This window comes from Candidatus Berkiella cookevillensis (assembly GCF_001431315.2).
GTDB lineage: Bacteria > Pseudomonadota > Gammaproteobacteria > Berkiellales > Berkiellaceae > Berkiella_A > Berkiella_A cookevillensis.
In genome coordinates, this window is the sequence record NZ_LKHV02000001.1 from 247,954 (window position 1) to 269,405 (window position 21,452).

The 21,452-nt window shown below is 39.5% G+C and carries 19 protein-coding genes; 15 read left to right on the forward strand and 4 right to left on the reverse strand.

The window, feature by feature from the left end:
- Positions 1-45: 45 nt before the first annotated feature.
- On the reverse strand, positions 46-2,592 hold the full coding sequence (locus CC99x_RS01050; protein ID WP_158003189.1) for an LPS-assembly protein LptD: 2,547 nt from the start codon (positions 2,590-2,592) through the stop codon (positions 46-48).
- 182 nt (positions 2,593-2,774) lie between these two features.
- On the opposite strand from CC99x_RS01050, the gene CC99x_RS01055 reads away from it, so the two are divergent.
- Genes CC99x_RS01055 through djlA form a run of 3 tightly spaced genes read left to right on the forward strand, consistent with a single transcriptional unit; the run spans position 2,775 to position 5,325 of the window.
- Entirely contained in the window at positions 2,775-3,833 is a 1,059-nt protein-coding gene (locus CC99x_RS01055; RefSeq protein WP_057623331.1) for an aminoglycoside phosphotransferase family protein, read from the forward strand.
- Positions 3,834-3,836: 3 nt separating this feature from the next.
- A complete protein-coding gene (gene murU, locus CC99x_RS01060) occupies positions 3,837-4,529 on the forward strand; it encodes an N-acetylmuramate alpha-1-phosphate uridylyltransferase MurU (RefSeq protein ID WP_057623332.1) in 693 nt (230 codons plus the stop codon).
- Positions 4,530-4,539: 10 nt separating this feature from the next.
- The gene (gene djlA / locus CC99x_RS01065) at positions 4,540-5,325 is read left to right on the forward strand and encodes a co-chaperone DjlA (protein WP_057623333.1); all 786 of its coding nucleotides are present in this window, start codon (positions 4,540-4,542) and stop codon (positions 5,323-5,325) included.
- An 88-nt stretch (positions 5,326-5,413) separates the two neighbouring features.
- Here djlA and CC99x_RS01070 read toward each other — a convergent pair whose 3' ends face one another.
- Positions 5,414-5,980, reverse strand: a complete 567-nt coding sequence (locus CC99x_RS01070) for a TetR/AcrR family transcriptional regulator (protein ID WP_057623334.1) — start codon at positions 5,978-5,980, stop codon at positions 5,414-5,416.
- A gap of 247 nt (positions 5,981-6,227) precedes the next feature.
- On the opposite strand from CC99x_RS01070, the gene CC99x_RS01075 reads away from it, so the two are divergent.
- The 5 genes from CC99x_RS01075 (at position 6,228) to CC99x_RS01095 (ending at position 11,340) form a co-directional block, all read left to right on the forward strand.
- The gene (locus tag CC99x_RS01075) at positions 6,228-6,797 is read left to right on the forward strand and encodes an acyloxyacyl hydrolase (RefSeq protein WP_057623336.1); all 570 of its coding nucleotides are present in this window, start codon (positions 6,228-6,230) and stop codon (positions 6,795-6,797) included.
- 114 nt (positions 6,798-6,911) lie between these two features.
- The gene (rpe, locus tag CC99x_RS01080; RefSeq protein ID WP_057623338.1) at positions 6,912-7,586 is read left to right on the forward strand and encodes a ribulose-phosphate 3-epimerase; all 675 of its coding nucleotides are present in this window, start codon (positions 6,912-6,914) and stop codon (positions 7,584-7,586) included.
- Positions 7,587-7,622: 36 nt separating this feature from the next.
- Entirely contained in the window at positions 7,623-9,851 is a 2,229-nt protein-coding gene (locus CC99x_RS01085) for a thiamine pyrophosphate-dependent enzyme (protein WP_057623341.1), read from the forward strand.
- Entirely contained in the window at positions 9,844-11,004 is a 1,161-nt protein-coding gene (locus CC99x_RS01090; protein WP_057623343.1) for an acyl-CoA dehydrogenase family protein, read from the forward strand. The genes CC99x_RS01085 and CC99x_RS01090 overlap by 8 nt, the downstream gene beginning before the upstream one ends.
- A 99-nt stretch (positions 11,005-11,103) precedes the next feature.
- Entirely contained in the window at positions 11,104-11,340 is a 237-nt protein-coding gene (locus tag CC99x_RS01095; RefSeq protein WP_057623345.1) for a hypothetical protein, read from the forward strand.
- A 70-nt stretch (positions 11,341-11,410) separates the two neighbouring features.
- Here CC99x_RS01095 and CC99x_RS01100 read toward each other — a convergent pair whose 3' ends face one another.
- Together CC99x_RS01100 and CC99x_RS01105 are read right to left on the reverse strand one after the other, a co-directional pair.
- Positions 11,411-12,256 carry a hypothetical protein gene (locus CC99x_RS01100; RefSeq protein WP_057623347.1) on the reverse strand — a complete coding sequence of 282 codons (846 nt, stop codon included), beginning with the start codon at positions 12,254-12,256 and terminating at the stop codon, positions 11,411-11,413.
- Positions 12,257-12,437: 181 nt separating this feature from the next.
- Positions 12,438-13,637, reverse strand: coding sequence for a trypsin-like peptidase domain-containing protein (locus CC99x_RS01105; RefSeq protein WP_200953409.1), 1,200 nt, complete (start codon positions 13,635-13,637; stop codon positions 12,438-12,440).
- Between the two features lie 621 nt (positions 13,638-14,258).
- Here CC99x_RS01105 and ccoN point away from each other — a divergent pair.
- The 7 genes from ccoN to CC99x_RS01140 are packed head-to-tail and all read left to right on the forward strand — an operon-like array spanning position 14,259 to position 21,445.
- A complete protein-coding gene (gene ccoN, locus CC99x_RS01110) occupies positions 14,259-15,698 on the forward strand; it encodes a cytochrome-c oxidase, cbb3-type subunit I (protein WP_057623349.1) in 1,440 nt (479 codons plus the stop codon).
- Between the two features lie 10 nt (positions 15,699-15,708).
- Positions 15,709-16,320: a cytochrome-c oxidase, cbb3-type subunit II gene (gene ccoO, locus CC99x_RS01115; protein WP_057623351.1), complete on the forward strand. Its 612-nt coding sequence runs from the start codon at positions 15,709-15,711 to the stop codon at positions 16,318-16,320.
- A complete protein-coding gene (locus CC99x_RS01120) occupies positions 16,320-16,496 on the forward strand; it encodes a cbb3-type cytochrome oxidase subunit 3 (RefSeq protein ID WP_077065335.1) in 177 nt (58 codons plus the stop codon). Before ccoO ends, CC99x_RS01120 begins: the two co-directional genes overlap by 1 nt.
- Positions 16,493-17,395, forward strand: a complete 903-nt coding sequence (gene ccoP, locus CC99x_RS01125) for a cytochrome-c oxidase, cbb3-type subunit III (protein WP_057623353.1) — start codon at positions 16,493-16,495, stop codon at positions 17,393-17,395. Before CC99x_RS01120 ends, ccoP begins: the two co-directional genes overlap by 4 nt.
- A gap of 5 nt (positions 17,396-17,400) precedes the next feature.
- Positions 17,401-18,810, forward strand: a complete 1,410-nt coding sequence (gene ccoG / locus CC99x_RS01130; RefSeq protein WP_057623356.1) for a cytochrome c oxidase accessory protein CcoG — start codon at positions 17,401-17,403, stop codon at positions 18,808-18,810.
- 5 nt (positions 18,811-18,815) lie between these two features.
- Positions 18,816-19,025, forward strand: coding sequence for a FixH family protein (locus tag CC99x_RS01135; protein ID WP_057623358.1), 210 nt, complete (start codon positions 18,816-18,818; stop codon positions 19,023-19,025).
- A complete protein-coding gene (locus CC99x_RS01140; protein WP_057623360.1) occupies positions 19,022-21,445 on the forward strand; it encodes a heavy metal translocating P-type ATPase in 2,424 nt (807 codons plus the stop codon). Before CC99x_RS01135 ends, CC99x_RS01140 begins: the two co-directional genes overlap by 4 nt.
- Positions 21,446-21,452 lie beyond the last annotated feature (7 nt).

Below are 21,452 nucleotides of genomic sequence, written 5' to 3' on the forward strand. Positions count from 1 at the left end.
ACCATAAAAACAAAAAATTTTGCCCCACTGGAGGGCGCTCAAAACTTAAAAGTCGATGGGTCTATCAGTCTGTTGTGAGTCACCCAACTTTCTTTTGCTTTGGTTGACCTGTGGTAAGCTAACGCGTTCTGATAGAGGCACAAAGCCAGGTATTTTCTGCTTTAATTTGCGATCAGGTTGGTTAAATCCAACACTACTTAAGCCCTTAAAGACGAATTGTAGCATGATTTGGTTCGCATATTCTCGCCCTAAGAGCGCATTACCGAGTTGACGATATCGGCTCATGACGAGCTGAGTGGCAAAACAGCAGCTATTGTATTCAAGCCCGCCCAAAAGCTCCACGAATTGATCAAATTGAAAATCATAGTGAAAGCGGGTTAATAAATTAAATTGATAAGAAAGTGGAATCAATAGTGAGATATCGCCTTGATTTAATTTACCTAAAGTGTCTGCTCTTAAGTCTAAGTTTTTATTATCTTTACGGGTAAAGTAATAATTTAGATTAAAGAGCGCGTTATCACTGATTTTTGATTGAAAGAAAAGCGAGGCTTGCTGAATAAATTCAGCATTCATTCCCCATTCTATAAAAGCCCCTGATTGCCAGTTTTGTGGAGAAGAGAACACAATTTCACTCAATAAGTTTGAATGTCTTACGGATGTGCGATTGATATCAGATTGACTGCAAAATTGAGAAGGGGAAATACCATCACAGATTTCAACTTTTTCATCTTTAAAGTAGAAAATTTCACCGATCCCAAAACGAAGCCATTCAAAATTATTCTGTTTGTCTAAAATGCTGGAGTTCACGCTCAGAGAAAGTTGATTGGCTTCATTTAAGCGATCTTTACCACTAAAGCGATTGTATCTGAACAATTGCGCATAGCTAAATTGAATGACGCCACTATCAAAATTGGGAAAGTAATTTTGATTTCGATAAGGGATATAAACATAAAAGGCGCGTGGTGTTAATGTTTGTATAAAATCAAAATGATGTAGTTGTAATGGACGCTCAAAATAGAGCTTTCCATCTATGGTATAAATAGGTGCAATGCGATTTGGATTATGGTTAAAACTATTACCATTTTCAAAGGTTTCTGATGGTAATTTCAAATCATAGGATAAAAGATCGAGATAGACGCTGGGATTAAGCTCTCCCCAAGCGCGTCGAATAGGATAGCTTAAAGAAGGTTGTAGATAATAACGTTTGCCTTCTGCTTTGCTTTGAGAAGAAGCAGGAGCGCTTGGATAGATAAATTGCACTGCTTCACCAGATAAGTTGAAATACAAAGATTTCCAAATATTTGGATATAGCGCTTCAAATAACCATTGTGGCTGCCTGCGATAAATTTCTTCTACAATGCCACCTTTATAGGCTTGTAATACTTGATACTCTTCTGTTCTAAAGGTATGGATCCAATGTTGTCCTTCATACAGTAATTGTACACGTTGCGGTAAATGTAAAGTGCTGGTTGTATGAATGTCATTTCCAAGGTCAACAAAAAAATTATCATCACTGACGCGGTGGTAATTAATATCCGCCGACCAAGATGTGCCTATTTGTAGGTGATGATTAAAGCCTAAACCTAGCCTATAGTTATGATCTTGTATGCCCTTAATACGTGGATCGATGGTCGTATAGCCACTGGGAATGGTTTGTAAGGTTTCTTCACGAAAAATTCTATAAGCGTTATCGTTTGGTAAATAATCTAAATAAAACTCACCATTTGTGCGTTTACTTAGATAGCGAAGATGAGATTGTAGCCCTGCGCCTCGTTTGGCAAAACCTTGTATGCCAAGCGTGAGATCATAATTAGGTGCCAAGTTAAAGTAGTAAGGAATCGTAAATGACAGACCTGATTGGCTAGAGCTTGAATAAGAGGGAAATAAAAAGCCACTGTGGCGTTGGTTATCAATTGGATAATTCAGATAGGGCCAGTAAAAAATAGGCACATTTTTAGATTTTAAATAGATGTGCTTTGCCTTGGCTCGACCTTGCCTAGGATAAAGTGCAATCTCGCGTGCATTGAGCTGCCAGCTTTGGTGAGTGGGTGGGCAGGTTGTGAAGTTAGAATGGTGCAAGACTACTTTTTTCTGCCCAAATATTTCAATAGATTGCGCTTGGGCGCGTGCATGTCGTGGATACCATCTAAAGTCACCACAGCTTAATTGCAAGTATTCATCTTCATTGTTATAAAAAGCCTTGTCTGCCCATATGCCCATATTAGGTTGATGAAAACTAAGGTGTCCATCAGCAAGAACCGACCAATTCGTTGGGCTGCGTTTTAGGGTAAGCTTATCTGCGTGTAGCCAGCGTTGTCCTTGCTCTAAACTGACACCGTGTAAATAAGATTGGCCTTCCCAGAGAATATCACCCTTATCAAATTCAATATTAACAGGCATATTGGTTGGTTGGCTAAAATTTGTAATGGGTGGGTAAAAAGGTTTATAGTGCCCGCCACAGAGGTTGAATGGCTCTGTGCTTATTTCCCAGTCAGTTGGCGTAAGATTAAATTGGCAGCTTGAGGATCCATGTACAACGTGAAGCCAGCATTGTAAAAGAAACGCTAGTAAGTATATTAGCTTTTTTTGCAATCGAGCGCCTACTTCCATTATTTGTTTATCATTGGCTAGTTTAAGAGGGTGAAAGAAAGCCTAGCCTCTTTCAATGACATCAAGTACATAAGGTGGGTATATTTGCATAGTGACTCCTAGCTGTAAACTCAAATACACTCTAACATGTAGGTTAGGGCATTTAATCAAAAAAGATTAATACGATGAATGAAACAGATGATAAAACTAACATATTAAATAGTTGGCTTTTTAACTACTTGAAAGATGAACCAAAGAAGGTCTTTCCTTTAAAAGGTGATGCAAGCTTTAGGCAATATTATCGCGTGCAATCTGTGCATGGCAATTTAATTGCGATGGCCTCACCCAGTCTTTCTGAGCCCATTTTACCCTTTGTCTCTATTGCGAATAGTTGGTATAAGCAAGGTATCGCAGTTCCAAAAGTATTGCATTATAACTTGAAATTGGGTTTTGCACTGTTAAGTGATTTTGGTGATGTCCTCTTACAAGATACATTAGATAAGAGCACTGTCGATGCCTATTATAAAAATGCATTAGAATTGTTGCCTGCGATTCAAGCCTCTTCACGTACCAAAGATTATAATTATCCCTTATTTGATGAAAAGCATATTCATTTGGAGCTAAGCTATTTTAAAGAATGGTTTATCACTAAACTATTAGGGCTGGAAATGAGTGCCGCAGAGAGCAAAATGTTGGACGTATTTTTTGCGCAATTGGTTGATGCTTGCCTTCAACAACCACAAGTAGTGATACATCGTGATTATCATTCTCGAAATTTAATGGTCTTAGAAAATAATGCGCTTGGTATTTTAGATTTTCAAGATGCCATGTTAGGACCCATTACCTATGATGCTGTTTCTTTATTAAGAGATTGTTATATTGATTGGCCGCTCGCTTCCGTGTATCGATGGCTCACGCATTTTTATGAAGTGTATTATGAATCACAGCTTGAAAAGCATTCTTTTCAGCAATTCCAAGAATGGTTTGATAAAGTCGGTTTGCAGCGTCACATTAAAGTATTAGGCATTTTTTCAAGACTTAAAATTCGAGATGGCAAAGCAGGTTATTTGAAGGATATCCCTAGAATATTAAATTATGTTTTGCAAGTAACAGCACAGTATCCAGCGTTGCAGCACTTTGAACAGTGGTTTATCACACGCATTATTCCATGTTGGGAAGAATATTTTGTAAGCATGACGGCATCCTCACAGGATTTGGCATATCAGCAAGCAGGGAGCGCTTAAATCATGAAAGCAATGATTCTTGCTGCTGGTCGTGGTTCAAGATTACGCCCCTTAACAGATAGTTGTCCCAAGCCTTTAATTAAGGTGCTTGCTAAGCCACTCATTGCCTATCATATTGAAAATCTTGCTGCTGTTGGCATTACAGATATCGTTATTAATCTGTCTTATTTAGGAGAGCAGATTATTGATTATGTTGGTACGGGGGAAAAATGGGGCGTGCATGTTTCCTACTCCAGAGAAGAACGGCTCTTAGAAGTGGGAGGAGGGATCTTTAATGCTTTGCCTTTATTAGGTCAAAAACCTTTTCTCGTTGTAAATGCAGATATCTGGACAGACTATGATTTCACAACGCTTCCCAAAGAGCCTGGTGGTCTTGCACATTTAGTGCTCGTTAAAAATCCTGCCCATCATTTGAATGGCGATTTTAGTCTAAGAGCAGATGGTATGATTGTTGCTGATCCCGCATTGTCTAAATATACCTATGCGGGCATCAGTGTGTTGCGTCCTGAGTTATTCTATGGTTGTCAGCCAGGTGGCATTTTCCCTCTAGCGCCCTTATTGGTGAATGCAATGAAAGAAGGCACCTTGGTGGGTGAATATTATGCAGGTATTTGGAATGATGTCGGCACGCTCGATCGCTTGCAAAATTTAGAAGCCGCATTGAATTATCACACAACGCTTAGAAAAATATCATAAGTCACCCTACATGCGAATTATTGGAAAATTATCAGGTGCACTGATTGGAGGCGTTGTTTCAGGCCCGATAGGTGCTGTGCTTGGTTTATTGCTTGGACATTTCTTTGATCTTGGGCGCGCAGAAAATAAAGCCATTCAGAATGACAGCCGGATACGCCAATCAAGAAAAGTTTTTTTCCAAACTACCTTTGCGGTGATGGGGTATTTGGCAAAGGTGGATGGCCGTGTGAGCGAAAAAGAGATTGCTGCGGCTCGAGAGGTTATGCGTAGGTTAGGGCTTTCTGAAAAGCAAAAATTATTGGCAATCGAATACTTTAATTTTGGAAAATCCACACAATTTAATTTTGACAGACAAATAGGTCTTTTTTTTGATTATTGTGGTAATAATCCCTACCTGGTGCGTTTGTTTGTTGAGATCCAGATTAAAAATGCAGCTGCAGAGCATTTTGATAATCGCTATAAGCAGTATGCCTTAGAGCGTATTTGCAATCGATTAAAAGTGCCTAAAGATTTGATTGATAGTATAAAATATCAATTAAATTCTGAGCGAGAATCCGTACGTGCTAAAAGAACCCCGGAAGATGAACTGTCTCATGCTTATTTAGTATTGGGTATTTCAAAAGATGTTGATAACGCAGCGGTTAAAAAAGCATATAAGAAATTAGTGAGTCAGAATCATCCGGATAAATTAGTAGCAAAGGGGTTACCAGAAGAAATGATTAAACTAGCAACGGAGAAAATGCAATCCATTCAAAAAGCTTATGAATTGATTGCAGCAGTTAGAGGTATTAAATAAAATTGGGCGCTTTTTAGGTGAAGGATTTTCAAAAAGATTTAAAGTGGGATTCTTCCCCTGCAAGCAAGGGAAGAACACATTCTTGAATTTATACTGCCTGTAACCAGTCTTCTAAATTGACAGACTGACGTTGTAAGTATTCTGGTGAGTTGAAGGTGACAGACAATAAGGTCATGCCTTGGACATTAGACAAAAAGAATTCTGCCAATTGTCTAGAGCGATCGCCTTTACCCATTTGTGCAAACTGAGTTTCCAACCATTTGAGAATGTCGTTGAGTAAGGTTGATGCTGCTTGAGCAATGGCGCCACCTTGTTTGCCAAGTTCTTGGCATAGGCTGCCGATCATGCAACCAAAACGGCATAAGGTGTCAGATTGTTCAAGATGGTGTTTAAGCATAGCAACCAATCGTTGCTTGGTGTCTGGAATTTGTTCCCACTGTTGGAATAGGACACGCCATTCGCTGGCTCTTTTATGTAGGACCGCGTCCATAATTGCTTCTTTGGTTTTGAAGTAATAATAAACATTACCAAGCGGAACATCCGCAACTTTCGCAATATCTGCTAAAGTCGTGGTATGGAATGTTTGTTCATAAATAAGTTTATCAGCTGCCTGAATTAAGCGCTCTCTTTTATCATTTCTTGGTGTTCTTGTCATGGTGCAACCCCCGCATAGCTGAATTGACTTGTTGTTGTTGTGACTTAGTTACTCAATAAAGGCTGGAATCTTAACATAGGTTGGCTTACTTGTCATAGCAAGGAGAAGAAATTTTCTGGTAATTTAGCTAGTTATTTTTTTGCTTGTAACGCGTTATAACATAAAGGAAGAATGCATGCATCTTGCTGATAACTAGGGCTAAGTTCTTAACTAAACTTTAATATATGTGCTTATGATAGAATACAATATGTCAGTTAAAAAACAAATTATTGCGCTTTTTATAAGCTCTACTTTTTTATCTATCCCACCGCTACAGGCTGCTAATATAGGCTTGGCCTTTAGTAGTGGAGATGGCATCCTAGATATTTCTCCTTATCGCTTCGCAATGTCTTTGGATTTTGGCAATATCTGGCGAGAAAATTACGATTGGGGCTTAAATTTTATTTGGGAATCAAGCGTAGGTTATTGGCAAGGACGACGTGATTATGCGGTTGGCACCCCAAATAGATTGGATGTGGTGACTTCTGGCCCCCTGTTTCGCTGGCAACGACAATCTCCGCTTTATCCTTTTCATATGACACCTTATGTTGAGTTGGGCGTAGGTGCTTCTTGGCTATCAGAGACAGAAATAGGCGGTAGGCAATTATCTTTGCATTTTCAATTTGAAGACAAACTTGGATTGGGTACGCGCTTTGGTAAAAAGCAACAATATGATGTTGCGCTTCGAGGTATTCATTATTCTAATGCGTCTATCAAACGACCCAATAGCGGTGTAAATTTGCTTATGGTTAGCGTAGGAATGTGGTTTGTTGATTAAGGTCTAATCAAATTTTTCTCATTGCTCATGCTTATTGCTCATCCTGAGCAACTCAAGTACATTGCAATCCCATGCATTTTTGCTCACACATCCAAATAATTTATTAAGTTAACTATGAAAAATAAACCCCTTATTGCGCCTTCTATTCTTTCTGCGGACTTCGCTCGTTTAGGTGATGAAGTGAATGCTGTTTTGAGTGCGGGCGCAGATATTATTCACTTTGATGTCATGGATAATCATTACGTGCCTAACTTAACTATTGGGCCACTGGTTTGCCAAGCACTCAGAAAACACGGTATTACAGCCCCCATTGATGTGCATTTAATGGTTGAGCCTGTTGATGATCTCATTCAGTTATTTGCCCAAAGTGGAGCAGATTATATTTCCTTTCATCCTGAAGCCAGCCGGCATGTAGATAGAAGTTTGCAATTGATTAAAGATTTGGGTGCTAAAGCAGGCCTTGCTTTGAATCCTGCAACCCCCTTATCCTCATTGAGTTATGTCTTGGATAAATTGGATTATGTTTTACTCATGTCTGTGAATCCGGGCTTTGGTGGACAATCCTTTATTCCCAGCGTGTATGAAAAAATTAAAGAAACTAGGATTTTACTGGATAAGGTGAATCCACAAATTCGCTTAGAAGTAGATGGTGGGATTAAAATAGATAATATTGCTAAAGTTGCTGCTTTAGGCGCTGATATGTTTGTTGCAGGCTCTGCCATTTTTAATAGCACTGATTACGCTAAAACCATTCAGGCGATGAGAGAGGCAATTAAAGCGGCAATGTGATTATGACTTAGGCTATGGTTCAGGCAAGGAATACAGATGGATCTCAATCGTGCCAAAATTATTGATGAACAATGGATACATTGCCTAAAAAATGCAGTGTATCCCGCATTAACCAGTCATGTGCTACCTGATTCTGTTGGTTTAACGAAAGATGTATTTCTGGATTTATTTCATTCCCAATGTGTCAGCCGACACTTAGATTTAATTGCCAGAACACTCAAAGAAGGGGGCAAAACTTTTTATACCATTGGTAGTAGTGGTCATGAAGGTAACGCTGCTCTTGGTTATATTTTTCGTTTGGATGATACTGCCTTTTTGCATTATCGAAGTGGTGCTTTTATGGCACAACGCGCGAAAAAACTTCCTGAGATAAATTATATTTACGATCAATTATTGTCATTGATGGCCTCAAGAGAAGATCCCATCTCTGGTGGTCGTCATAAAGTCTTTGGTAGTTTTTCCTTAAACGTGCCTCCACAGACATCGACCATTGCTTCACATTTACCTAAAGCATTGGGCGCAGCATTGTCTCTCGTCCTGTCAAAAAAATTAAAAATTTCAAATTCTTTTACAAAATTAAAAGAAGATGGTGTTGTGCTTTGTAGTTTTGGCGATGCTTCTTCGAATCATTCAACAGCGCAAGGTGCTTTTAATGCCATTGCATGGATGTTGCATCAAGGACTCAAATTGCCTTTAATACTTATTTGTGAAGATAATGGTTGGGGTATCTCAGTGCCAACACCGTCGGATTGGATTGAGAAAGTATTCAGTTCTAAACAATCTCTTCATTATATTGCCTGTGATGGTCGCAATTTATCGGATGTCTATCAAGCTGGGTTAAAAGCGCAAGCAATAGCGCGGCGTAAGCAAGAGCCTGTGTTTTTACATATGAAAACAGTTCGTTTAATGGGGCATGCGGGTTCTGATATCGAAGCACACTATAGACTGCAAAAAGAGGTAGAAAACACAGAAAAAGAAGATCCTTTATTGCATTCTGCTCATATCATAAGATTACATGATTGGCTCACAGAACCCGAATTAATAGACATTTATGAGTCAGTCCGTGAGAGCGTCAGAGTACAAAGCCAAGCGGCTTTACTAAGGCCTAAACTCAGTTCTTTGGCAGACATTCAGTCCAGCATTGTGCCCCCCAAACGTAGTTCACGGAAAATCTCCCTAACAGAAGAAGCTCGTAAAAGGGCGCTTGGTAAAAATTATCAATGGTTAAATGAAGACAGAAATATGGCTCAACATATTAATTTAGCATTAACAGATTTGATGATTGAATATCCACATTTAATGTTGTTTGGAGAAGATGTTGCTAAAAAAGGCGGGGTTTATCGAGTAACGCAGGATTTGCAGGCTCGATTTGGACAGCAACGTGTTTTTGATACACTCTTAGATGAACAAACTATCTTAGGCATTGCTCTTGGTTTTGCACAAAATGGTTTGATCCCCATGCCTGAGATACAATTTCTTGCTTACACGCATAATGCGGTAGATCAAATCAGAGGAGAGGCAGCGACGCTTTCTTTCTTTTCAAAAGGACAATACAGCAATCCCATGGTGATTCGTATTCCTGCTTTGGCGTATCAAAAAGGCTTTGGAGGACATTTTCATAATGACAATGCCTTTGCCTTTCTAAGAGAGATCCCAGGGATTATTGTTGTTACCCCCAGCCAAGCTAAAGATGCAGCACTCCTCTTAAAAGAGAGTGTGCGATTGGCGGAAGAAGAGCAACGGGTGGTTGTTTTCTTAGAGCCGATTGCTTTATATATGACCAAAGATCGCTATCAAGAAAATGATCACTTGGCTTTGCAACATTATCCCATGATGGATGAGTGTCTTGCTTACCCGGAGATTGGTGTTGAAGGAAATGTGCACTCAGACATTGTGATTATGAGTTATGCGAATGGAATGCATCTTTCTCGACAGGCTGCGTTTATTCTGAAAGCACACTATAATTTAGAGGTATTATTATTAGATTTGCGTTGGCTGCATCCGATCTCTTTTGACAAAATACAGCCATGGGTGAATTGCAAGAGAATAGTGTTGGTTGTAGACGAGAGTAGACAGACGGGTAGCCTCAGTGAAGAGATATTTACTTGGTTTGTTGAAAATGTGCAGCCTTTACCCACCTTATCACGATTGTGCGCAGCAGATTGTTTTATTCCATTAGGCGATGCTTTTGAAAAAGTATTGCCTTCCAAAGAAATGATTGTTAACCGAATATTATCGCTTTTACAGGGAAAAAATTATGCATGATCTATTTCAAGTCGATGACTTGCTTGATGCAGAAGAAAAGATTATCAGAGAGGCTGTCACTAAATTTGTTCAAGCAGATGTGTTACCTATCATTGAAAAACATTATGAAAACGCCAGCTTTCCAGCAGAGTTGCTGTCTAAGATAGCAGATTTAGGTATTTTGGGAATGACTTTGCCAGAAGAATATGGTGGATCGAATGCTTCCCATGTTGCCTATGGTTTGGTGTGTCAAGAATTAGAGAAAGGAGATAGTGGATTAAGAAGCTTTGTTTCTGTACAGAGTTCACTCTGTATGTATCCTATTTTTGCTTACGGTTCTGAGACACAAAAGAAGAAATATTTACCGGCCATGAGTACGGCGAAGAAAATAGCTTGTTTTGGCTTAACAGAGCCGAATTCTGGTTCTGATCCTGCCAGCATGAAAACAAAGGCGGTTAAAACAGAAGGTGGGTGGCTATTAAATGGTTCAAAATTATGGATCACCAATGCAACTGTTGCAGATTTGGCCATTGTGTGGGCAAAAATTGATGATACGCAAGTGCGAGGCTTTATTGTAGAAAAATCTTTTCCTGGATTTTCTACACATGAAATTAAAAATAAATTGTCGTTAAGAGCCTCTACAACCGGCGAAATCAGTTTGCAAAATTGTTTTGTTCCTGATGAAAATTATTTGCCAGGGAGTGAAAAAGGTTTAAGTGCTGCTTTAGGCTGCTTAACCAAAGCGCGCTATGGTATTGCATGGGGGGCAATGGGTGCTGCACAAGCCTGCTTTGATGCTGCACTTTCTTATACCAAAGCAAGAAATCAATTTGGAAAGCCCTTAGCTTCTTTTCAATTGATTCAGAAAAGCTTAGCTGATATGTATACAGAAATTGTAAAGGCGCAAACCTTAAATTTACAATTAGGTCGGCTTATGGATAAAAATAAAGCAGATTATGTCAATGTGTCATTAGCAAAGATGAATGCATGCCGAGAAGCGTTAAAAATTGCGCGGGAAGCAAGAAATTTATTAGGCGCAAATGGTATTAGTTTAGAATATCATGTCATGAGACACATGAATAACTTAGAATCTGTCTTTACTTATGAAGGCACAGATAATATGCATCATTTGATTGTCGGGCGTTATCTTACGGGATTGAATGCTTTTAGTTGATGTATTTGCCATTGCTCAAAACAAGATGTCCTTATTTACAAATATTATCAAGTGTGACAGGATGGCTTGCCTTGTAGTAACTTTAAGGAAGAAATCAAAATGAGAGAATTACATTCTGTTGAAGCAAGCCAAGTATCCGGTGGTTGGTATGCATCAGCTATTTTAGAAGAAGCAAGTTTTGGAGCTTTGGTTGGTCTTTTAGCGGCAGCAACAATACCTGAATTAGCGCTTGCAACAGGTATGAGCTACGGTGCTGCAATTGGTGCTGGCGTTGGATTAACCTATGCAGTCGCCTTTGAATTAGATTACTATTTGTGGACTAATTACCCACTTTAGTCTTTTCTATAAACGGGCAAGCATTATCATAAAAATGTTTGCCCGTTTTTCTATCAGCTCACTTTTTTATCTATCTCTTTAATACTGCTTTTGTCTGATGTGTCATTGACGCGTCTTCGCTTTCGTCTATCTTTTGTGTTTCTTCTGGTACTAAGCTAATACTATAAGGTAAAAAGCCTAGTGGTTGCGGTACTAATAAGCTGGGGGTATCACTGGCTGAAGGTAAAAAACCTGCGAGCTTTTCTACCCATGCATCAGAGGCTTCAATATTATGTTGAACCATAGGTTCAAAGACAGAATGCATGAGTAGGCGCCAACCTGGGACATAAGTTTCTAAGGCAGTATTTATTTGGCTTGCGCGAGAGGGTTCAGCTTTTGTTATTAGCTTGTGTGCTTGTAAGGGGATTTGATCAAGTGCTTCTTCCTCTTCTGGAAGTGCACTGAAATCCCATTCAGACACATTAGATTTTTTAGGAGGGATGTGTGTTGCCTGCTCTGATTCAGTCACAGTGTGTGATGCTTTTTCAGGATCCGGTAGGCTAGATGCTGTTGTTAAGGTTGGTATGAGCACTGGCGCAGATAGCGAGGAAACTGTTTTTGTTTGCGGATGGTGTGGACTGGATTTTTCTGATGTCTGTGATGTAGTAAGTGGAAGAGGAGAGCTTATTATCTGTTCCATTTCAAGTGGGTGTTCTGCCATCAACATGCTGGCTGTTGGTTTTATAGGAGGTGGTGTTATCCGCTGTATTGTGTGAGAAGCTAAATGAGAAGGCGCTGTATGCGTTGTAGTTTTCTCCGATTTTTTTTTGTGTTTTTTATGTCCTAACCCCATGATTTTATTTTTTATTATTTTAAAAGGGTTATGTGTCTTTTTTTTCTTTTTTTCTGTTTCGTCTGTTGTGTGTGTATGTGGCATAAACGCTCCTAAGTTTATCGTTTTGCTGAATCTATAGTATAGTCACAGCACATGAATTTTAGGGGCATCTATAGTCTTCACATTCGATATGAGTTGTAGTGGTTTTAGGTGCAGTGCTGATCGGTGAATAAAAAAAGCCGAAGTTGTGGCTTCGGCTTTCTTAGGGAGCTTTTAATTAGGCCTATTTTTTAGTATCAGGTTGTGCTGTGGGTTTTTGCGTTTCTAGTGTTGGACGTTTACCCACCTCAATTCTAAAATCATGCGTATCACCATTGCGTACCACGGCAATACTATGTGCTGTGTCTGGTTTGAGCCTGGATGCAAACTGTAAAACATCGTTTGGGTCGACAATATTTTTGTCATCAAGGCTGATTACAATATCACCTGAACGTATACCGGCTTTAAAAGCAGGGCCACCACGGATAACGCTCGCAATGACTGCACCATCGCCCTTAGGATAATTCAGCGACTTGCGTAAATCATCTGTTAACTTATGTACGGTAATGCCTAACCAGCCACGTGTAACATGACCTTTATCAATTAATTGACCCATGATGTCTTGAGCCATTTCAACAGGAATAGCAAAACCAATACCTTGATAGCCACCCGTACGTGTATAAATCGCATTATTGATACCGATTAAATTTCCATGCGCATCAATGAGTGCGCCACCTGAATTGCCTGGATTAATGGCCGCATCGGTTTGAATGAAGTTTTCAAAGGTATTGATGCCTAATTCAGTACGATGGGTTGCACTGACAATGCCTTGCGTAACGGTTACGCCCACATTGAAAGGATTGCCAATCGCAAAAACGACATCGCCTACTCGAACATTTTCTGAACTACCTAAGGCAACAACGGGTAAATTATCAAGATCAACTTTTAAGATGGCCAGATCGGTATCTAAATCAGCGCCCACCACTTTGGCGATGCCGGCTCGTCCATCGGCTAAGCTGATTTTGATTTCATCTGCGCCAGCAATAACGTGGTTGTTGGTTAATATATAGCCATCTGCTGTAACAATGACGCCTGAACCTATGCCAGATTGTAGTTCTTGTGGCATTTGGCCACCGCCACGCATGTCGCCAAAAAATTGTCTAAAGAAAGGATCTTTGAAGATAGGATGCATTTCTTGCGGTATTTGTTTAGTTGAATGAATACTGACGACGCCAGGTGAAGCGCGCGAGATGGCTTCGGCATAAGAGAGCGGGGCACCTTGGTATTGTATAGGCGCATAAGCCGCCTTAAATTTGGGACCTGTACTCGCTGCTGCAAAGCTATTTTCCCAGAAGCCTAGTTTTGCCAAAATAAATGGCGAAACAGCAACAAGTGTAAAGAAAACAGCAAATATTTTAATTTGTTTTTTGATTAAAGCCATCATCGTAGTGTCCACCATCCATATCTCTAATTAACTAACAAATAATTATGCATTGTAGAAAAATATCTTGCAACGTAAGAAAAAATTGTTAGTCGACTAATAATTTTTTATTGAAGCTTTTGCTATTTATACTGTAAAAAAACAAGGAAGTTAATAAGAATGATTCTACTTTTCATTTAAATAGTTGATTTGACAAGAAATTATTTTAGTATACTATTTCCTTATCTTGTTTTCCTTTTGAAATATACGCTTCGCATTTGAATTTTATAGTGTTGCTGCTTTCGCTACCTTCGCAATTTTCATGTGTTTTCTATACACTTTGGTTGCTTGTGCGAAGACTATATGCATTGCCCTTTGGGGGTAAAATCACCTGTTGTTGAGTATAGTGTCCTCGCAGAGAATCGATGTTTTTCTGTGCGGGCTTATCTAATAGGCTTCGCAGATGAATGTTCGGCGCTTGTTGCCTTCACCATCTTGCGATCCTCGCATGGATTTTGGAATGCCTGTTAAGGCATTACTGTGTAGTGTTTCTTAAAATCAGTCATAGATAGTTCTCATGGGTGAGAAATATCCATGAGTTCTATAATTCGGACATATAATCGGACAAAAGGCGCTTCAAATAGAATGAATGAATCAGAGAATATTCTTTATAACTATAAAGTGGTGAAGCAATTCACAATCATGGCTGTGGTTTGGGGAATTGTTGGCATGTTGGTTGGATTGATTATTGCCGCCCAATTAGCATGGCCACATCTTAACTTTGATACCCCCTGGTTTAGCTATGGCCGTTTAAGACCATTGCATACAAATGCCGTTATCTTTGCTTTTGGGGGATGTGCTTTATTTGCCAGCTCTTATTATGTTGTTCAAAGAACGTGTAAAGCTCCCTTGGCCTTTCCAGGCTTAGCATCCTTTACTTTTTGGGGGTGGCAACTGGTCATTCTTTTAGCCGTCATTAGTTTACCCATGGGTTTTACGTCTACAAAAGAATATGCAGAACTGGAATGGCCCATTGATATCTTGATAACGATTGTTTGGGTTTGTTATGCAATCGTGTTTTTCTCGACCATTGCACAGCGCAAAATATCACATATTTATGTAGCAAATTGGTTTTTTGGTGCTTTTATCATTACCATCGCTGTTTTGCATATCGTTAATAATTTAGAGTACCCTGTTTATTGGATGAAGTCCTATTCCATTTATGCCGGTAGCGTGGATGCGATGGTACAGTGGTGGTATGGGCATAATGCAGTAGGATTTTACTTAACAGCGGGATTTTTGGGTATGATGTACTATTTCATTCCCATTCAAGCTGAGCGACCCGTCTATTCTTATCGTCTTTCTATTGTCCATTTCTGGGCTTTAATTGGTGTTTATATGTGGGCTGGCCCACACCATTTACATTACAGCGCATTACCCGATTGGGCACAGTCTTTAGGCATGGTGTTTTCTATTATTTTGCTTGCACCTTCTTGGGGCGGCATGATTAATGGTGTGATGACCTTATCAGGTGCTTGGGATAAATTAAGGACTGATCCCGTACTGCGTTTCTTAATCGTAGCTTTAACCTTTTATGGTATGGCAACCTTTGAAGGTCCTGTTATGTCGATTAAAACGGTCAATGCTTTGTCTCATGATACGGATTGGACGATTGGACATGTGCATTCTGGTGCGCTTGGATGGGTTGCGATGATCACCATCGGCAGTATTTATGTGCTGTTGCCTCGCTTATTCAATACTAAAATGTATAGTCAGTCTTTAATTTATCTACATTTTTGGTTATCAACCATTGGAACGGTATTTTATATTACGGCGATGTGGATTGCGGGCGTGATGCAGGGATTGATGTGGCGAGCCATGAATGATGATGGCACTTTAACCTATACTTTTGTGGAAGCATTAGAGGCAACGCATCCTTATTATATCATACGACTCTTAGGTGGTGTTCTATTCTTTTTAGGTATGCTTGTGATGGCGTATAACATGGTAAAAACAATTCAAAGTCGAAGACCTTGTGCTGAAGATCTCGCTCACGCACATCATTTTAAACAAGTGATGGTGTAGGGAGAATAATATGAGACACGATAAAGTTGAAAAGAATATTGGCCTCATGATTATCTTAATTATTGTGGTGATTAGCTTTGGCGGTTTGGTTGAAATTGTGCCACTGTTTTTTCAAAAGCAAACACAAGAAGCCATTCCTAACTTAAAGCCTTTAACAGCATTGCAATTAGAAGGTAGAGACATTTACATTCGAGAAGGTTGCCATGTGTGTCACACCCAAATGGTTAGACCCTTATTCTCTGAAACACAACGATATGGTCACTATACTGTAGCAGGTGAGCAAGTTTATGAGCATCCTTTCCTATGGGGTTCTAAACGAACAGGACCAGATTTAGGGCGTGTTGGCAAGCGCTATAGTGATGAGTGGCACCGTGTGCATTTGGTGAATCCTCGTGATGTAGTACCTGGCTCAAATATGCCAAGCTATCCATGGTTAGAAAAAACGATTTTAAAAACCACTCACACTGAAGATAAAATGCGTGTCTTGAGAAAATTAGGTGTGCCTTATTCTGATCAAGACATTGAGCAAGCGCAAGATGAAGTTGCTAACAAAACAGAACTAGATGCCTTGGTTGCCTACCTGCAACAGTTAGGATTAGCCATGAGTGCAGGGAAACAGTAATGGATATTAATTTTCTACGTGGTGTTTTAACAGTTGTTTTAATGTTTTTGTTTTTAGGGCTGGTTTTTAAAGTCTATAGCCCTTCACAGAAAAAAAAATATGAACAAGCAGGGCTGTTGCCTTTGGACAAGCAAGCACCTGATTCTCAAGCAACGGGGAGTGAGAAATTCAAATGAGCCATTTCTGGAATTGGTATGTCATCATCATTGTTTCAGTTGCAATCATTGGATGTGCTTGCTTATTGCAATGGACTAAAACATATAAAGTAAAAGATATTAAAGAAGGCGAAAAGCTGGATCATGAATTTGATGGTATTGTTGAACTCAATAACCCCTTACCAAGGTGGTGGTTTGGTTTATTTTGGTGCACCATCCTTTTTGCCTTAGTTTATTTAGCACTTTATCCAGGCATGGGTAGTTTCAAGGGGTTGTATAAATGGTCTTCTGGCCAAGCCTGGCAAACGGAAAAGCAGATTTTTAATGAAAAATATGGACCTATCTTTGCTGCCTATGCAAACACGCCTATTGAAGATTTAGCAAAAGATACAAAAGCGATGGAAATAGGTAGACGTCTATTTTCTAATCATTGCTCAATGTGCCATGGGGCAGATGCGCGTGGGATGTTTGGCTTTCCTAATCTTGTTGAAGGGACCTGGATCTATGGTGGACGCCCTGAAGATATTAAAACAACGATTTTGTATGGTCGTAATGGTGCAATGCCTGCGATGGGTAAAGTTATTCAAAGTGATGAGAGTATAGAGCAGCTTGTTCAATATATTTTATCTCTCAATGGTAGAAAAGCAGACGCGCAAAAAGCAAAGCATGGTGAAGTGCTCTTTAAGCGCTCTTGCGCACTTTGTCATGGTGAGGATGCCAAAGGCAAAAAAGAAATGAGTGCGCCAAACCTTACTTCAAATGTATGGACCTATAGTGGAACACCTTTAGGAATAGAAATGACGATTCGTAATGGTCGTCAAGGACAGATGCCTGCGCATATAAATATATTGGGTGAAGAGAAAGTGCATTTGCTCGCTGCTTATATCTATGGCATTTCCAACAAAACTGAGAGTCGATAAATGTAATGTCAAAAAAAAATCAGCCGACGATCGAACCATCAGGGGATGATGTAGTTGATTTGTATATAAAACGGAAAAAGATTCACCCACGAGAAGCCGTGGGTTTTTTCCAAACGGTCCGCGTATTGACGATCTGGTTAACCTTAACTTGGTTTTATTCAGCACCTTGGTTATTGTGGGATAAGCGCCAAGCTTTATTGTTTGATTTACCAGCACGTAAATTTTATATTTTTGGATTTACTTTTTGGCCGCAAGATTTTGTATATTTGGCTGTATTGTTCATCATTGCTGCGATTGCCTTATTCTTTTTTACGGCATGGGCAGGTCGTGTTTGGTGTGGTTATACTTGTCCGCAGACAGTATGGACACGGTTATTTATATGGATAGAACGTCTCACCGAAGGGAATCGCAATCAGCGTATTCGCTTAGATAATAGTCCTTGGAGCCTCAATAAGTTTGTGCGTCGAAGTTGCAAACATCTGCTCTGGGGCTTACTTGCCTTTTTAACAGCCTTCACTTTTGTTGGTTATTTCACTCCTATTCGTTACTTAAGCTTCGAGATCATTGAGTTCTCGCTTAGTTCATGGGAAATGTTCTGGATTGGTTTCTTTAGTATTGCAACCTATGTAAATGCGGGTTGGATCCGTGAACAAGTTTGTTTATATATGTGTCCTTATGCGCGATTTCAAAGCGTGATGTTTGATTCTAATACTTTAGTCATTTCTTATGACAAAGCTAGGGGTGAACCCAGAGGTCAGCGTAAGAAAGAGGCGGATTATAAGACACAAGGTTTAGGTGACTGTGTAAGCTGTAACCAATGTGTTTACGTGTGTCCCACAGGAATTGATATTCGTGATGGACTACAAATGGCATGTATTGGCTGTGCTGCTTGCATTGATGCTTGTGATAGCATCATGGATAACATGAACTATCCAAGAGGGCTGATTCGCTACACAACAGAAAATAAATTGAACAATAAGAAAAGCAAAATTCTAAGACCAAGATTGATTATATATGGCTTACTATTATTTTGTTTGAGTGTGAGCTTAGCTGCTGCATTGATTACACGCGTGCCTTTTGATCTTGAAATCATTCGGGATAGAAATCAGCTCTATCGTGAAACCGCAGACGGACTGATTGAAAATGTTTACACACTTAAAATAATGAATAAATCTCAACAACAACAAAGTTATGAGATAATCTTGTCAGGTATCAATGGTATGGTATTGGTTGGTCATTCACAGATTAGTACAACGCCTGGTCAGGTTTTGTTGCATCCTATTCGTATACAAGTAGATCCAGATAGCCTGACAGAAAAAAGAAATAAAATTACAATTAAAATAATCAATATCACACATGCCAAGCAAACAGTTGAAAGAGAAACAACACTGATATCTCCCGTATTCAGAAGGTAAATGATATGAAAATGTTTGATCAAAAAGCTTGGTACTTACATGCTTGGCCTTGGTTTATTATTGGGCTTCTGAGTGTTACAGTTGTTGGTTGTTTTGTTACGATCTATTTAGCCATTAAATATCCAGATACACCCTTAGATGATCAATACTACAAAGTGGGGTTATCTGTATATGAAACAGAACCCAATCGAGATGAAAGAGAATCAGTAAAATGACGCAACAGTGTTATCATTGCGATCAATTGATCCCAAATGATTTTCAGTGTTCGTTGTATTTGCAAGGTGCTGAAAGATTCTTCTGCTGTTATGGATGTCATGCTGTAACACAAACTTTATTAGATTTTAATTTAAGTGATTATTATCGATACCGTGATAGCCCAAATCCTAAGGCAGAACAACTGCCAGAAGATTTTTTGCAAGATCTAGCTCGTTACGATCAGCCCGCCTACCAACAACAGATTGCTGTTTCGCACCCAGAAGATAATAGTCATGAAATTTTGCTGATGATCCAAGGCATTCATTGTGCTGCATGTATCTGGTTGATTGAAAAGCGACTAAGTCAAATTGCAGGGATTAAAAAAATATCCGTTAATTTAACAACACAGCGCGCCATCATTATATGGCAAGAGAGCGAGATAAAACTCAGTAAAATTATTGAGATCATTTATCGGCTTGGCTATCAAGCATTGCCTGACTTACAGATCGAACAGAATAAAATCAGTCGACAAGAGAAGAAGCAAGCTTTGATCCGTGTCGGTTTATCTGGCTTGATGATGATGCAAGTCATGATGTTTTCTATTGCGCTCTATTTGGGGGGATGGTCAGGGATTGATAAAGCACACGAGCAATTTATTCGTTGGTGTTCTTTGTTTTTAACCATACCTGTGCTCTTCATTGCAGGGCGTCCTTTCTTTACTTCCGCTGCGCGTGCAATACGGAACCGTTATTTGAATATGGATGTACCTATTGTCGCTGCGCTCGTACTCAGCTTTATCGCGAGTATTTGGATGACGGTACAAGATGGAAAAGAAGTTTATTATGATTCAATTTGTATGTTTATCTTCTTTCTGTCTGTTTCTAAATATCTTGAAATTACTGCGCGCTATAAATTATCTGCACCTTTTATGTATCAAGCACTGATGCCGCTGACAGCAACCATTTGTCATGAAATGAGTGAGTCTTTAATTTCAACAGCGAATATCAAAGTCGGTGATATTCTTTTGGTGAAGCCTGCGGAGGTTATTCCGGCGGATGGCGTGATTGTACAAGGCGATACAACGGTCTCAGAAAGCATGATGACCGGTGAATCATTTCCAAAAGCGAAATGCGTTGGGGACGCCGTGCTCTGTGGCACGCATAATATTGATCAAGTGTTTAAGATGCGTGTGACAGAAATTGGCACACAAACTTTGTTGGCTGAGATATTGCGATTGGTTGAAAAAGCGAGCCTTTATAAACCACAAATTATTGAAACCACACACAAAATTGCAGGCTATTTTGTTGGTGCGGTTTTACTTATTGCCGCCTTTACAGCTTGGTTTTGGAGCCAAGTATCGTGGGAAGAGAGTTTTAGAAATGTGATTTCTGTGTTGGTGATTACCTGTCCTTGCGCGCTTTCTTTGGCGGTTCCAACCGTGGTGACATGTGCAACCTATGAGTTCATGCGTAATGGTTTATTGATTATTAAAAATCATGTTTTAGAAGGGATGAATCAGATCACCGATCTTGTTTTTGATAAAACAGGAACATTGACGCTTGGCTTGCTTGAAGTCATCGATTACCAATTACTCAATACAGACACAATCCACGATCCTAAAGCGCTTGCTTATTTATTGGAGAAGCATAGTGAGCATCCTATTGGTTGTGCTATTACGGCGTATTGTAAGCCATACGCCAGTCAAATGGCTGTTTCTGATTTAAAAATACATATCAATCAAGGTATCGAAGCTTTGATTGATGGGCAGAAATTTCGTATTGGAAAAAAATCTTTTGTAAGCGCACTTTTCGCTAAGGGAAGAGATGAAGCGCAGATACAAGACCTGAAGAAAAGTTGTTATATTGGAAATGAATCTGGTTTCTTGGCTTGTTTTACCTTGATAGATCCTTTACGGCCGCATGCAAAAGAGTTGGTTGCTTATTGTCAGCAGCGTGGCATCACGACTCATATTTTGAGTGGCGATCCTTCCTTAGAGCCTGTAGAAATTAAAGAGCAGTTGGGCATTGATTTTGTTAAACACAATGTAACCCCAGATGAGAAAGTTGCTTATTTAGAAAATTTATATGCGCAGTCCAAAAAAGTATTGATGATCGGAGATGGTATTAATGATGCACCCGTTCTAAAAAGTGCGCATGTTTCTATTGCAGTACATTCTGGGACAGCATTGGCTAAGACCAGCGCAGATGCTGTGTTATTATCAAATGCATTGAAAGATATTGTGCAAGGCTTTGAAGTGGCTGCCAAAGCACGAAGATTGATGATACAGAATTTGACTTGGGCCGTTGTTTACAATGTTGTTGCATTACCCATGGCCATTATGGGGTGGATAGAACCGTACCAAGCCGCTTTAGGTATGTCAGCGAGTTCGTTAGTGGTTATTTTTAATTCTCTGCGCTTGGCTCAAAAAGCAAGACACTAAGGAAAAG

Bases quoted from the DNA above. Each gene is read 5' to 3' on its own strand.
- CC99x_RS01055 (WP_057623331.1), top strand. From the start codon at position 2,775: ATGAATGAAACAGATGATAAAACTAACATATTAAATAGTTGGCTTTTT.
- murU (WP_057623332.1), top strand. From the start codon at position 3,837: ATGAAAGCAATGATTCTTGCTGCTGGTCGTGGTTCAAGATTACGCCCC.
- djlA (WP_057623333.1), top strand. From the start codon at position 4,540: ATGCGAATTATTGGAAAATTATCAGGTGCACTGATTGGAGGCGTTGTT.
- CC99x_RS01070 (WP_057623334.1), bottom strand. From the start codon at position 5,980: ATGACAAGAACACCAAGAAATGATAAAAGAGAGCGCTTAATTCAGGCA.
- CC99x_RS01075 (WP_057623336.1), top strand. From the start codon at position 6,228: ATGTCAGTTAAAAAACAAATTATTGCGCTTTTTATAAGCTCTACTTTT.
- rpe (WP_057623338.1), top strand. From the start codon at position 6,912: ATGAAAAATAAACCCCTTATTGCGCCTTCTATTCTTTCTGCGGACTTC.
- CC99x_RS01085 (WP_057623341.1), top strand. From the start codon at position 7,623: ATGGATCTCAATCGTGCCAAAATTATTGATGAACAATGGATACATTGC.
- CC99x_RS01090 (WP_057623343.1), top strand. From the start codon at position 9,844: ATGCATGATCTATTTCAAGTCGATGACTTGCTTGATGCAGAAGAAAAG.
- CC99x_RS01095 (WP_057623345.1), top strand. From the start codon at position 11,104: ATGAGAGAATTACATTCTGTTGAAGCAAGCCAAGTATCCGGTGGTTGG.
- CC99x_RS01100 (WP_057623347.1), bottom strand. From the start codon at position 12,256: ATGCCACATACACACACAACAGACGAAACAGAAAAAAAGAAAAAAAAG.
- CC99x_RS01105 (WP_200953409.1), bottom strand. From the start codon at position 13,637: ATGATGGCTTTAATCAAAAAACAAATTAAAATATTTGCTGTTTTCTTT.
- ccoN (WP_057623349.1), top strand. From the start codon at position 14,259: ATGAATGAATCAGAGAATATTCTTTATAACTATAAAGTGGTGAAGCAA.
- ccoO (WP_057623351.1), top strand. From the start codon at position 15,709: ATGAGACACGATAAAGTTGAAAAGAATATTGGCCTCATGATTATCTTA.
- CC99x_RS01120 (WP_077065335.1), top strand. From the start codon at position 16,320: ATGGATATTAATTTTCTACGTGGTGTTTTAACAGTTGTTTTAATGTTT.
- ccoP (WP_057623353.1), top strand. From the start codon at position 16,493: ATGAGCCATTTCTGGAATTGGTATGTCATCATCATTGTTTCAGTTGCA.
- ccoG (WP_057623356.1), top strand. From the start codon at position 17,401: ATGTCAAAAAAAAATCAGCCGACGATCGAACCATCAGGGGATGATGTA.
- CC99x_RS01135 (WP_057623358.1), top strand. From the start codon at position 18,816: ATGAAAATGTTTGATCAAAAAGCTTGGTACTTACATGCTTGGCCTTGG.
- CC99x_RS01140 (WP_057623360.1), top strand. From the start codon at position 19,022: ATGACGCAACAGTGTTATCATTGCGATCAATTGATCCCAAATGATTTT.